Genomic DNA, 12,649 nt, shown 5'->3' on the forward strand with positions numbered 1-12,649 from the left:
CACCACCCTCGCCGCCGGCGCCGCGAACAACATCGCCCTGAACAATGCGGCCAACAACTTCAGCTCCGTCGGCATCACCAGTGGCAACAACGTGGCCCTCACGGATAGCAATGCCTTGAATCTCGGCGCCTCGGCGGTATCCGGGAATCTTTCCGCCAACGCCGCGGACCTGACCGTCGGTGGCCCAATTGTCTCGACCGGAGGAAGTCTAAGTCTGACTGGAGCGAACAGCGTAACTCAGCTTGGAAACCTCACGACCAATGGAGCCAGTCCCGTCACGGTCACGGCGGTGGGAGGTCCCATCACGATGGCGGCGGGTGCCACGACCACCAGCGGTGCCGGGGCGCTCGGCTACACGGCGGGGACAGACGTCACATTGGGCTCGTTGAGCACAGGTGGCTCGATTGCTGTCATCGCAAACGGAGGATCCGTGCTCAGCGCAGTCGGATCAGGCACCAATATTACAGCCGGTGCGAACACGACTCTTCAGGCGTTCAACGGCATCGTAGGCACGCAGGCGGCTCCCGTGACGGTCAACGTCAATCCCGGCATACTCAGCATCCGAGCAGCAGGGGCCGTCAGCGGAATTTCAGCTTTCTTGACGGGAACCGTATTGCCCGGCAATGCGCTTACGTTGCTGAATGTCCCACCCGGCATCGTGTGCTTCAACAGCTGCCCACCGCCCCCGAATAACGATCCTCTTGCCGCATTCAGAGGAATCATTCCATCGTTCAACGTCGACTCGGTCGTGCCGTGGTATTTCCGGCAACCTTCCGACCCGCCCATGATCAGCGTATTCTCGACCTATATTCCTCAATCCGTTGTGGCCGAGGAACGTGCGGATGTTCAAGGGACTGAAACTAGCGTAGGACGAGAAGTCGCTCCCTGTTTCCCCCTCAGTTCATGCAAGCCTCCTGCAACTACGCTCTCCGCCCCCGTGGGGGAGGAAGGGGTCGTCGCCCGCTGATCCCTGAGAAACGGGGACTCCCACCTTCCCTTAACCTCGTTTGGCATCGCTGGCGCCTACCTCCCCGCGTCGAACTCACATCATCAAGAGGGCTACAAGAGCACAACGATGGATATGGACAAGGTGGCCGGCGGCGATCAAGTCAACCCCTATATGACCGACCGGAGCCTCACCACAACGCTCCAACGCGGCGATCGACACGAGCCGGCAATGAGGCCGATACCGCGGCAAGAAGCGCCCTTCAGCAACCCGAGTTACGAACAGGGTAATGCCATGGCACGATACGGTAAGGGCGCTCAGAAGACCGTGAAGCGCGCGATCCACAAGCGCAAGAAGGGCTCATTGAAAAGCGGAAACGGCGGCAACCGGGCCACCAGCGGAAAGCAGGCCATCGCCATCGGCCCGTCAGAAGCCAGACGGAAGGGCGCCAAGGTTCCTCACCCATAAGCCGCAAGGGCAGGTCTCGTCCTGCGAAGGGGAGGCTGCGAACGATCGAGAAGCGTTGGAGCAGAATGCGTAGATTCCCAGGCTTGCTCACGTGGATGGAGGCGCCAAAACGACGGCCCGATTCAGGCAGCCGCCAGCGGAGTTGAAGGGGATTGCAGACGGATTCGAATTCGGAGAAAGACGAACTCGGAGGATCCAGCCGGTGCGATCTCCACCCGGCAGATCAGAGTGCCGTCGCGGAGATCGGCTTCACTCCTCGTCGCCATATCACAGGTCACGCTGAACGCGTCCCGCGGCTGTTCCCCGCGCAACGCACCGGTTCTCCATAAGATCCCCAGATATCCACGGACGTGTCGTGTCACTTTCCTCCGAAGAGTCGGAGTGCTGCAGGCCGCAGAGGAAGCCCATTCGAGTTCTGTCGAGCACCAAGCCATGACCAAGTCTCGGGTTGTGATGGCCGACGGCCTGCCGGCTGAACATGGATTGGACCGGATTTCTTCAACTGAGACGCCACACGTCATAAAGGAACACCCTCGTCGAACGGCCGTTGCTTGCACAGTGAACCAGGATTGCCGACAGCAACCTCCGTGCCCCATCCGTCATTGGAGATAAGCCCATGACTTCGTTGCGCACAGCCAACCACGGGCCCTGTAGGTGTGTATCTGATGGACTACGCTCGGTGATCGGCTCAGCGCGAGTCGGAACGACGAATACCACCCGAGGAATCGAGTGCACCGCTGCTTGAGACGAACCTCGTGACCTGTCCGTGCAAGAGGGCGGCGACGGCCGAAAGGTCGAAAGGCCATGCGTAGCGTAAGACCACCGCCGGATGTTCCCGACGTAACCGATCCAGAATTTCCGGGATCTCGATCTCCGAATGCGATCCGCCCGGCGTAAACATCGTCGTCGCGACGATGATCTGCGCGGCGCCCCGGTCGACCAGGTCCTTGACGGCCTCCTCCAAGGTCGGCGCACAGAACTCATTGTAAGCAACGGCAAACAACACGCCTTTCAGCCGTGTTTGAAGCTGATGAGCCACCGACTCCAGGCCGGCCTGATAGGGATCGGTGACGTTCGTCCTGGGCCAGCGCCTGATCCTCTCGTCCAACTCGTGCTCCTCCGGCGACGGTGGCAGATGAGCGGCGCGTCGTTGTGCCTCCAGTCGCTTCAGTTTCGTCACCAACTCCTGCGGACAATCCTTCGGAATGCCTCCGTGTCCGACGAGCACCACTCCTTGCTTTACCGGCGGCATGCGAGCACCTCTGCATGGTTACGGAGCATCAGCTCCTGTGGATGGGGATTGAGATACACCTGGTCACGAATGTTGTCGACATCGAATAACTGCACGTAGTGCTTGACCAACGTCAGCGGGGCAATCAAAGGCGTCAGCCCCTTGTGATAGTCCTCGATGACGCTCAGCAATTCGTCCTTCGCTTCGACACTCAGCTGCGCCTTGAAATAGCCCACGATGTGCTGCAGCACCTTCACATGCTTCCGAGCCGTCGCTATGAAGGTCAAGGCCTTCATGAACAGCTGCCCGTACCGGAGGGCCAGATCCTTCGGACGATACCGGTTGCACCGCCCGACCAAGCGAGCTAGCGACTGGTAACCCTGGGCACTGTGAGCCAGCAACAGATATGTGTGAATCGTGTGGAATCTGACCACGGCTTTCCTGGTCACCCCCTCGACAAGCAGATCCTGGAACCGGCGATAGCTGAAGACGCGCTCAATGAAGTTCACCCGCAAGAGGGGATCGGAAAGCCTCCCTTCTTCCTCCACGGGAACCAACGGAAACTGCCTCATGAATGCGCGCGCGAAGATGCCGACGCTCTGCCGGCTCGGCATCCCCTGTTGATTATAGACACGAACGCGTTCCATGCCGCAGCTCGGAGAGTCTTTTTTGAACACGTACCCGGACAGATCCAACGTTTCCAGTTCTTGAACGCGGCGAGCCGTCATCCTCTCCAACCTGCGCGTATGATCGATTCCGCTTTGGATCGTCACGAGCCGGGGACGCCGGCGGTCACCCACCAGCCGCATCGCCTCACGCGGTGTGCCGAGCCCTGCCTCCACCTCGGGACAGACGGGAACCCACTCGACATACCGGCCGAACACATCCGTCAGAAAGCCGTCGCGCTTGTGTCCTCCATCGAATCGAACCTTGTCGCCGAGAAGGCACCGGCTGATGCCCATGCGAAGGACTGGAGCCGTCATCTGGCCGCCGCCCGCTTGCCGAGTTGTACGTATTCCTCTCTCGCTTGCCTATGATCGACAATGGAGGTCGGGTCGTCCCCACCGATCCGGCACGTCGTGCGGGCCTGTTCTTCCATGCTCATGAGATGCTGCCCGTGTCCACCTGGCAAGCATGTTCTTCAGCTCTCGGATGTACTCTCTGAAGATCCTTGACCAAGAATGACGCTACGATCATGCGTTCTCGGTTAGGCATCCAGCCGGTACGGTTCAGTTGCCGCATCCCTCCGTCCACGACGGGAAACCCGGTTCGGCCTTCAGGCCAAGCACAAAACAACCGCTCCCGTTCAGGGTCCGGCTCCCGAGACGCAGGCACCGCCGTTCGGAACGAGCCTTCGACGACACGCGGGAACGAGGTCAACAGCTGCTGGAAACCGGGCGTCATCGCATCCCACTCGACCGCACTCATACGTGATCCGAACAGCCCTTTCGCGTAGGCGGGGCGTCTCGTAAGCACGGTGACATGGGGGCCGCGCTGCAGGGCTTCACAAAGGCTCCTGCCCAGAAAGTCCGTTCCACCGGCAATCACGATGTCCACAAGTCTCTCCTCTCAAGGCTAGAAGTTCGCCATCAACAGGATCGGACGCCGAATCTGATGCGCGGGTGGCAACCAAAACCCTCACCCCACGCGCGTATCACGTTCGGCTCGTCAGTCCGATCACCTTCCGGTCATCGTTCGGATCTCGCGTTTGGCGAACGTACTCAGAATTTCCGCAAGTGACTCCTCGTTGGGGGCCTGTGCAATCGTGCCATTGATGTATAGGATTCTGGCTCCCACGACGTCCGCAACTCGTTGGGCCTGATCGTGCGTCCTCTTACATCGATCGCCCCCGGCCGAGTCTTCCGTCACCGGTGCGCTGACCGAGGACACGACGACGTTTCCGATCACTCCTCGTTTTTCACCTCCCAAAGTGACGTTGGGCAGGACCCCCACGATGAGGACATACCCCTCCATCGTCTCATCCGTGACGGTGTAGCCGTCAGTCCGGAGCTGCCGCTTCATCGCAGCCTCGACCAGAATGCCTTCCATCTTGTTGCCGGCACTCAGGATCGACAGGGTTTCCGCCCGAACGGGGGGAGAGCCGTCGAGACAAAACAGCGCCGACAGAACAAGACCGATGATAGGTGCGCTATGAGTGGTCGGCCACATCGTCATCCCTCCTTCTTCCACCTCGAATCGCCCCGCCACAGATGGCGTGGCCGAGGTCTCGGAATCATGGAAGTGAATCCTAGCAGGAGACTGTCGGCATTGCAGCTGCCGGCGGACGACGGAGCACGACGAATAGAGACAAACGTTCGGCAGGAATCGCACGGACAACGACCGCTGACTCGGCTGTCTTCTGGAGTTGAAGCAGGCAGGCACCGACCGCTAGTGCGGCTTCTTCAGTTGATTGATCAGGAGATTCAGGCGCTGTTGATGGTAGGAGGCGAGGGCCTGAAATTCGATGCCGATGCCCTCAGTTCCGCACCACCGAACGTTCGCCGACTGAATCGCAATGGGCAGGTCGTCTCCCGTGAAGAGCAAGAGGTCGATCACCATATTGGGAACAACCCGAACGGTATTCTGAATTCGACAGCCCTTGCTGGAAAGGTCGACGGATCGGGTGATGTGCGGTCCATCATGCGCCAATAAGGCGCACGGAAGTGAGACAGGGTACCGTTGATAGCGGCGCTCGATCATGACTGGCACCATGAAATGCAGATGCGATGCCGTCGGGGTGCTGCGCGGCTTTCTCTGCATTATTAAGGTGTTCCGTTTAGGGAGGGACCGAGAGCAAACTCTTTTGTACGCCGATGGAGGTATTGGCGTACGCTAGGGGATCATTCGCCGCACGATCATGCCGAAGATGAAGGTGAGCTACTGGAGCTGAGGAGGAGCGAGGACACGTTGAGGAACGATGAATTCAGGCGCATGGCTTAGCGTTCCGTTCGCGTCTCAAACTCGCTGAGTAAGCAGGCACGTATGAGGGTTGGTGCCGAAGCCGGGATTTGAACCCGGACACCCTTGCGGGCGCTAGACCCTGAATCTAGTGCGTCTGCCAGTTCCGCCACTTCGGCCCAAGGCACGCTGAAAATGGTCTTCAGCTTCGTTCTCGTCGCCTGCCTCACTGCGACGTAACAACTACGTACGCCTCGTTCGCAGGCTTCCTGCGGCCTTGCTCAAGACCATTTTGAGCGTGCCGTGAAATCGAACACGCAGGGCAGAGGATTATCCTGAATTGCCCTCGTCCGCGTCAAGCAACTCTCTCGGACGATCGCCGGTCAGCCGCCGCGGGACGACAAGGCGGTCGATGTCCACCGGCCAGCCGTCGCGATGTCCTGTCGGGCGCCGGTCAGGATGATCCGCTCTCGCACGAGAGCCGCTGATCCGAGCAACTCCGCTCCTCCGATCCAGGGAGCGTTGTCGGCGATCAGGACGTCGAACCTGACGCGGCTGAACAATGGGTCGCCCAATACACGAGCCGCAGTGGTGATAACCAGGCGCCGATTCTGAATGAATGCCTGGCGGTTGGTGTTCTCCTCGGCCGCGAGCAGTTCCCGGATTTTTTTCGTCCCTCCCAGCCGCACGATGTCTTCCTTCAACTCCAGAAACTCGGGCCGCAGGTCTTTGGGCACCGCCGCTTCGGGCGCCAGTTCGGCGATGCGGACCCTGGCGATCTCCAGTTCCTTCATAAGACCCGCGATTTGGCCTTCGTAGAGTTCGCGATACTGGTGCAGCGATTCGACGTTCTTGCCCACGGCCTGCATGCTGAGCCGGCGCAAGAGCGGCAGCTTCTCATACTCCGCAAGCGTCTCGTTTCCCTCCTGGAGTTTCCGCCGAAGGTCGTTCACTTGGGTCAACAGTCGCCATTCGAGCAGGCGCACTTCGTCGAGGTCCTTCTGCTTTTGCGACTTGTAGGCGAGCAGCGGCGTCAGTTCCCGGAACCGATCGTACTTGCGTCGAAGCGTGGCCTTCTCCGCGCGGGACTTGGCATAGAATTGGTGCATCTGCGCCTCGAATCCCAACTCATGGATGGGCAGGCCTGCCGCCTCCCGCGTGAGGGTCATCTCGTAGCGGCTGATCCAGGTCTTGTAGACAAGCCCCCCGGCCTTCATAGCCCGGGCGATGGAGCCGGCCACCTCGTCCGCCGCATCATGATCCGGGCAAACGAGCAGAATCCGTTTGTTCACCCGAATCGACTCGATGGCCAGCGCCGCGATGCGCTGTCGTCTCGTCGCCGGATCGTCGGACCACACCGTGGACAGCATGGCGACTCCGCCGGCTTCCTCCTGCCCAGAAGCCGCTTCGAGCATCGGAGCCAGGCGATCGGCCGGTCCCAGCCTCGCGGTATCGGCCTGGGCGAGCATTTCCGTCAATCTGGTGCCTCTGGACGCCAGACTTCCTGCATGGTCGGGCACAATGGTCGCCCCGGTCACGAGTTGGCCGATGGCATCTATCGTCTGCGCAAGCAGGATATTGCCCCGAGAGCGAAGCACCACCCCCTCTGTCGGTTCCACGTCATCCGAGGGAACGATTGAAAAGGGCGCATCAGTGGCGACCGTTCGGCCGGCCGGCAGGACGAACTCATAGACATGGAGCGCCCCGACGGTCTGAAGCAGACGCCCGTCTATCGGCGCGATCGGCCGGTCCATTTCCGCGACGGCCTGCCCAAGTTGGTCGTCGGAGAGCCGATCGGCCCAGAGTTGAATCAAATCTCGCGCGGCAATAGGCATGCGTTCCGAGCGGCTCAGTGGCAAGGCGATCGTGAAGCGGCATCATACGGGCAGCCGAGGCCGTGAGTCCAGTTGGCTGCTGACTTCCTGCAGCAGAGATACGCCCGCCCCACCGGCTCGGCGAATCCGCCACGCCGAAGAACGGAATTGACTTTTCTGTGGGCCGCCAGTATTCTCTTTCTCTTTCCAACAGAAGGAGTTAGGGCCATGAAGGTCATTCTACAGGAGACCATGGATGGGGTCGGCCATTTGGGCGATCTCATCGATGTCAAAGACGGTTTCGCCAGGAACTTCTTGCTCCCCCGCAAGAAGGCCGTCCTCGCCAACGATCGAAATATCAAGTCTTTCGAACATGCCAAGCGGGTTGCAGCCGAACGGGCTAAGAAGGAAAAGCTGGAAATCGAGACCCATGCCAAGAAGCTGTCTACGGTCACGCTGACGGTGGAAGCCCAGGTGGGCAAAGATGACAAGCTGTTCGGCTCCGTGACGGTCAAGGACATCGCCGAAGGGCTGGCGGAACAGGGCTATCAGGTCGACCGCCGGAAGATTCAGCTGCCTCATCCCATCAAGGAACTCGGCAGTTTCACCGTCCCTGTCAAGCTGCCGCGCGAGGTCACGGCGGCCGTGACGGTGCGGGTGGTCAAGAAACAGGAAGCCGAAGCGGCTTCCGCCTAATCGAACGGGGCGCCACGATGTCAATGAAGGATGCCGTCGGTTCGCTGGACGCCTTGCACGCCACCGATCCGGAAGTCTATGCCGCCATCGACGCGGAAGAGGAACGTCAGCGCCACAAATTGCTGCTGATCGCGTCGGAAAACTTCGCCAGTCCCGCCGTCCTCGCCGCTCAAGGCTCCCTTATGACCAACAAGTACGCGGAGGGCTACCCTGGCAAACGCTATTACGGCGGATGCCAGCACGTCGATACCGTGGAAGAGTTGGCCATCCAACGGTGCAAACAGATCTTTGGGGCCGAACACGTGAATGTCCAGCCCCACTCGGGCTCCCAGGCCAACATGGCGGCCTATCTCTCCGTGTTGAAGCCGGGCGACACGATCCTCGGTATGGACCTGGCCCAGGGTGGACACCTGACGCACGGCAGCAAGGTCAATTTCTCCGGGTCGATCTTCCGCGCTTTTTCCTATGGCGTGGACCGCCAGACCGAGACGATCGACTACGACGCCGTCCAGAAACTGGCAGAGGAATGCCGGCCCCGAATGCTCGTCGTCGGTGCCAGCGCCTATGCCCGCACCCTCGACTTTCCACGGTTCGCCCAGATCGCCAAGTCGGTCGGGGCCTATTTGATGGTAGACATCGCACACATTGCCGGATTGATCGCGGTCGGTCTCCATCCGAGTCCGGTCGCCCATGCCGATTTCGTGACCACGACCACCCACAAGACTCTGCGCGGGCCGCGCGGCGGGGTCGTCATGTGCAAGGCCGAGCACGCCAAGGCGGTCGACAAGTTCGTCTTCCCGGGCATGCAAGGCGGCCCCCTCATGCACGTCATCGCGGCCAAAGCCGTCGCCTTCAAGGAAGCGTTATCGCCGGCCTTCAAGCGGTATCAACAACAGGTGATCACCAACGCCAAAGTGTTGGCTCAATGCCTCCTGGACCGGGGATACAAGATCGTCTCCGGGAGCACCGACACGCACCTGATGCTCGTCAATCTCACCAACAAGAACATCACCGGCAAAGAAGCCGATGCCGCCCTGGACGCGGCCGGGATCATCGTCAACAAGAACGCGGTGCCGTACGATGAGAAGCCGCCGGCCATCGCCAGCGGAATCCGGCTGGGAACCCCGATCGTCGCCACCCGCGGGATGAAGGAAGCGGAGATGCGATCGATCGTCGAGCTGATCGACACCGTGCTCCAACACCGGCAGGATCCGGCGGCGCTCGAGACCGTTCGCACGAGAGCCAAGGAGCTCTGCAGCCGCTTTCCGATCTTCCACGCCTATTGATTGAATGCACGTGCGTTCCGCATTGAACCGACAAGGTCGTCGCCGGTGAAATGCCCGTTCTGTGATGAAGTCGAAGACAAAGTGGTCGACTCGCGCATGGCCAAGGAAGGCGAACTGATCCGCCGCCGGCGTGAATGCCTGGGATGCAAGCGGCGGTTTACCACATACGAGCGCGTCGACGAGATCCTTCCCGTCGTGGTGAAAAAGGACGGGCGCCGCGAAGCCTTCGACCGGGCCAAAATTCTTTCGGGACTGAAGAAGGCCTGCGAGAAACGCCCGATCAGCACCGTGACGATCGAAGCGGTCGCCGACCGCATCGAAAAGCGAATACAGGAGATGGGAGAGACGGAGATCGAAAGCCGGATCGTCGGGGAAGAATTGATGAAGGAGTTGCACCAGTTGGACCAAGTGGCCTACGTCCGCTTCGCCTCCGTCTACCGGGAGTTCAAAGACATCGACCAGTTCATGGACGAATTGAGAACGTTGGCCCAACAACGCCGCGAGCGGTGACAGGCCGTACTCACGCCGACGATTCACCCATCCCGCCGATTGTCGTCCGATGTACGCTCGACGTTCCTGAACATCCTGAGGTCATCGCAAGGCAGTACCATGCCCATGGCTCAAGCCAAGTCGTCTCACACACGACGCAAGTCGGGCTCGATGCCCGGGACCACGCATGTCGCCATCATCGGCGCGGGGCGCGGCGGCACCGCCCTCATGGAGATTTTCGCGAACGACCCTCTCGTGGACATCGTAGCCGTCGCTGAAACCAATCCGACCGCCCCCGGCCTGAGTCTCGCCACGCGGCTGAAGATCCCCATCACGCGCGATTACCGCCTGCTGCTCAATCTGGATCGTGTCGATCTGATCATCGACGTATCCGGCAGTCCCGAAGTCCGGCAAATGCTCCAGGACTTCCACCGCCTGGGCGTGACCATCCTGGGAGGCGCCAGCGCCAAATTCATGTGGGAGCTGATCGAAGCCCGCATCCGCGCCACGGCCGAGATCGAAAAGACGCTCAACAAGTACCAATCGCTCTACCGATTGTACGTGAAGGAAACCGGCGCCGCCGTAACCGAAGAGCGGACGAGGATCGCCTGCGAGATCCACGACGGCCTGGTCCAAAGCTTGGCCGGCGTGAATTTCAAGCTGGACCTGTCCCAACAGCTGCTCCGGAAGGACCCCAAGGCGAGCCTCGCGACCCTGCGCGAAAGCAAGCAGCAGCTCAAGCTCGCGATCCAGGAGGCACGGCAAGTCATCTTCAATTTGCGCCCTCTCCAGTACGACAAGATGGAGTTGATACCGGGCCTGACGAACTATCTGAAGTCCTACCAGACACAATCCCGCATCAAGACCGAGTTCACGGTGTCCGGCGACGAGCAAATCCTCTTTCCCCGCACGAAAATCTTCCTGTTCCGGATCGTGCAGGAGGCCCTGACCAACGTGGCCCAGCATGCGAAGGCCAGTCGCGTGTCCGTGCGCCTCGAGATCGACTTCGATCAGCTGACCGTCACCATTGCGGACAACGGCATCGGCTTCGATATGGAGCACGTCCTGCATAACCCCGAAAAGTGGGATCACTTCGGCATTCGCGGCATCGTGGAGCGGGCTCGGCTCGTCGGAGGAGAGGCCACCATTCAGTCGAAGAAGGGACGCGGGACGACGATCGTCGTGGAAGTACCGCTCGGCAAGAAGGAGGCCCCGGACGATGGAGAAAATTAAGGTTTTGATCGCAGACGACCACCGCGTGGTGCGCGAAGGGCTCGCCGCCATTCTCAAGACCAAGGACGACATCCAGGTCGTCGGCGAAGCGCAGGACGGCATGGAAGCCGTCGAAAAAACCAAGACGCTCCTGCCCGACGTCATCCTCATGGACGTCAGTATGCCCCGCATGGGAGGCGTGGAGGCGACCCGCCAGGTCAAGCGTGAGTTCCCTCACATCGGCATCGTGGCCCTTACGATGTACGAGGAACAGCAGTACATCTTCGATCTCGTCCGAGCCGGCGCCACCGGATATCTCTTGAAGGATTCCGAGTCGTCTCAGATCATTGCCGCCATCCGCGCCATCTACCGGGGAGAATCGCTGATCCATCCCTCGGTCGCCAGCAAGATCCTGGCGGAGTTTTCCCTGATGGCGCAGAAGAAGGGGAAGAAGCCGGCCTGGGTGGAACACGACTTGACCGAACGGGAAATCACCGTCCTGCGCCTCGTGGCGGACGGCAAGACCAACAAGGAAATCGCCAACAGCCTGGATCTCAGCGAGAAAACCGTCAAGAACCACGTGCGCAACATCTTCCATAAGCTGCAGGTCTACGACCGCACGCAAGCCGCCATTCTCGCCATTCGGAAAGGATTGATCGAGTTGGATCCGCGGCCCTGACCGAAGACGTCCTCCGGATCAGAAGATCCGCGGCTCCCGCTCAAACCGGTTCTCTCGCCGCTTCTCTCGTCCCCGACTTCCGCGACCCGATCTCCACATAAACTCCTGAAACTCGGACGCATCGACGCCCCTCCCCATTCCCGGACCTCAATCGCACGAGCGGATATGCACCAACCGCACTGTGCGAAGCCATGTCGCCGACCGAATCTTCCCAGCGAGTGATTCCTGATGGAGCAGGCTTGATGGGACAATGCATCGGCTGCGTCGTGACTTTGGAGTCAGAATTCTTCACGTGCCGTCATTTGTCTCCGAGGACCGGAAATTGCTCTGACATGGGATCAAAACAGAGCCGACTTCGCCCCACTCTTGTTCCCGGTGTCGAAACTGACTTGTTCTCCAGGGAGATTGCTTCATGTCTGGCGCTTCAATTCTTCATCCAGCCGTCTTCCAGGACAAGAGTTCCCGCTACCGAGGAACCGGCCCGACAGCCTCCTGCCCTCGCTATTCGTGGGCCATGAGGCATGAGGAACGTCATGAGTGGACGCACCGCTGACTGCCTCGTGCCGCTCTGCTGTTTCTGGATGATCTCGGTCACATCCTGTACCAGGTCACATGAGCCATTGGCTCTCGATTCATACGATCCATCCCACGACGGACGAACAATCGCGACGTACCACGCCAATCAAGCAAAGACGTTGCACAAGAAAGCGGAAGATATTTCGGAGCAGGCGGCGGCCTATGAACGATTGTTCGGCCCGGACTCCGAATGGGTGATCGGGGCCAGGCTCTTGGCTCAATACTATGAGGAAGAAGCGAAGGAAGCGGAAGGGTCTGCTCGCCGATACCGTGGCGCGCGCGACGACCGCCAGGCTCCACACATCGATCTGCATCACCGGTAGGTGAGGCATTGCGGAGCAGAAATGGAGGGCC

At 60.2% G+C, this 12,649-nt stretch carries 14 protein-coding genes and 1 tRNA gene; 8 read left to right on the forward strand and 7 right to left on the reverse strand.

Annotated features, from left to right (window positions below; translation table 11 throughout):
• Positions 1-967: hypothetical protein (locus tag P0111_00005; protein MDF0642383.1), on the forward strand; the 967-nt coding region annotated here is incomplete at its 5' end.
• A 108-nt stretch (positions 968-1,075) separates the two neighbouring features.
• Positions 1,076-1,414, forward strand: coding sequence for a DUF6496 domain-containing protein (locus P0111_00010; protein MDF0642384.1), 339 nt, complete (start codon positions 1,076-1,078; stop codon positions 1,412-1,414).
• Between the two features lie 688 nt (positions 1,415-2,102).
• On the opposite strand, the gene P0111_00015 is transcribed toward P0111_00010, so the two are convergent.
• The 7 genes from P0111_00015 to P0111_00045 form a co-directional block, all read right to left on the reverse strand.
• Complete coding sequence (locus P0111_00015; GenBank protein ID MDF0642385.1) at positions 2,103-2,666, reverse strand: CbiX/SirB N-terminal domain-containing protein; 564 nt, start codon at positions 2,664-2,666, stop codon at positions 2,103-2,105.
• A complete protein-coding gene (locus P0111_00020; protein MDF0642386.1) occupies positions 2,654-3,628 on the reverse strand; it encodes a DUF523 and DUF1722 domain-containing protein in 975 nt (324 codons plus the stop codon). Before P0111_00020 ends, P0111_00015 begins: the two co-directional genes overlap by 13 nt.
• Before the next feature lie 118 nt (positions 3,629-3,746).
• On the reverse strand, positions 3,747-4,202 hold the full coding sequence (locus tag P0111_00025; GenBank protein ID MDF0642387.1) for an FAD-binding domain-containing protein: 456 nt from the start codon (positions 4,200-4,202) through the stop codon (positions 3,747-3,749).
• 120 nt (positions 4,203-4,322) lie between these two features.
• Positions 4,323-4,814 (reverse strand): hypothetical protein, encoded by a 492-nt coding sequence (locus P0111_00030; GenBank protein ID MDF0642388.1) that lies wholly within the window; start codon positions 4,812-4,814, stop codon positions 4,323-4,325.
• 219 nt (positions 4,815-5,033) lie between these two features.
• Positions 5,034-5,345 (reverse strand): PilZ domain-containing protein, encoded by a 312-nt coding sequence (locus P0111_00035; GenBank protein ID MDF0642389.1) that lies wholly within the window; start codon positions 5,343-5,345, stop codon positions 5,034-5,036.
• 290 nt (positions 5,346-5,635) lie between these two features.
• Positions 5,636-5,722, reverse strand: a tRNA-Leu gene (locus P0111_00040).
• A gap of 204 nt (positions 5,723-5,926) precedes the next feature.
• Positions 5,927-7,378: a hypothetical protein gene (locus tag P0111_00045; GenBank protein MDF0642390.1), complete on the reverse strand. Its 1,452-nt coding sequence runs from the start codon at positions 7,376-7,378 to the stop codon at positions 5,927-5,929.
• Positions 7,379-7,585: 207 nt separating this feature from the next.
• On the opposite strand from P0111_00045, the gene rplI reads away from it, so the two are divergent.
• From rplI to P0111_00075, 6 genes are all read left to right on the forward strand, one after another.
• Positions 7,586-8,053 (forward strand): 50S ribosomal protein L9, encoded by a 468-nt coding sequence (gene rplI, locus P0111_00050; GenBank protein ID MDF0642391.1) that lies wholly within the window; start codon positions 7,586-7,588, stop codon positions 8,051-8,053.
• A gap of 23 nt (positions 8,054-8,076) precedes the next feature.
• Positions 8,077-9,339: a serine hydroxymethyltransferase gene (locus tag P0111_00055; GenBank protein MDF0642392.1), complete on the forward strand. Its 1,263-nt coding sequence runs from the start codon at positions 8,077-8,079 to the stop codon at positions 9,337-9,339.
• Between the two features lie 45 nt (positions 9,340-9,384).
• Positions 9,385-9,849 carry a transcriptional regulator NrdR gene (gene nrdR / locus P0111_00060; GenBank protein ID MDF0642393.1) on the forward strand — a complete coding sequence of 155 codons (465 nt, stop codon included), beginning with the start codon at positions 9,385-9,387 and terminating at the stop codon, positions 9,847-9,849.
• 99 nt (positions 9,850-9,948) lie between these two features.
• Positions 9,949-11,061, forward strand: a complete 1,113-nt coding sequence (locus P0111_00065) for a histidine kinase (protein ID MDF0642394.1) — start codon at positions 9,949-9,951, stop codon at positions 11,059-11,061.
• On the forward strand, positions 11,048-11,719 hold the full coding sequence (locus tag P0111_00070) for a response regulator transcription factor (GenBank protein MDF0642395.1): 672 nt from the start codon (positions 11,048-11,050) through the stop codon (positions 11,717-11,719). Before P0111_00065 ends, P0111_00070 begins: the two co-directional genes overlap by 14 nt.
• A gap of 533 nt (positions 11,720-12,252) precedes the next feature.
• Entirely contained in the window at positions 12,253-12,618 is a 366-nt protein-coding gene (locus P0111_00075; protein ID MDF0642396.1) for a hypothetical protein, read from the forward strand.
• Positions 12,619-12,649 lie beyond the last annotated feature (31 nt).

The sequence above is a fragment of the Nitrospira sp. genome (assembly GCA_029194535.1).
Taxonomy (GTDB): Bacteria; Nitrospirota; Nitrospiria; order Nitrospirales; family Nitrospiraceae; genus Nitrospira_C.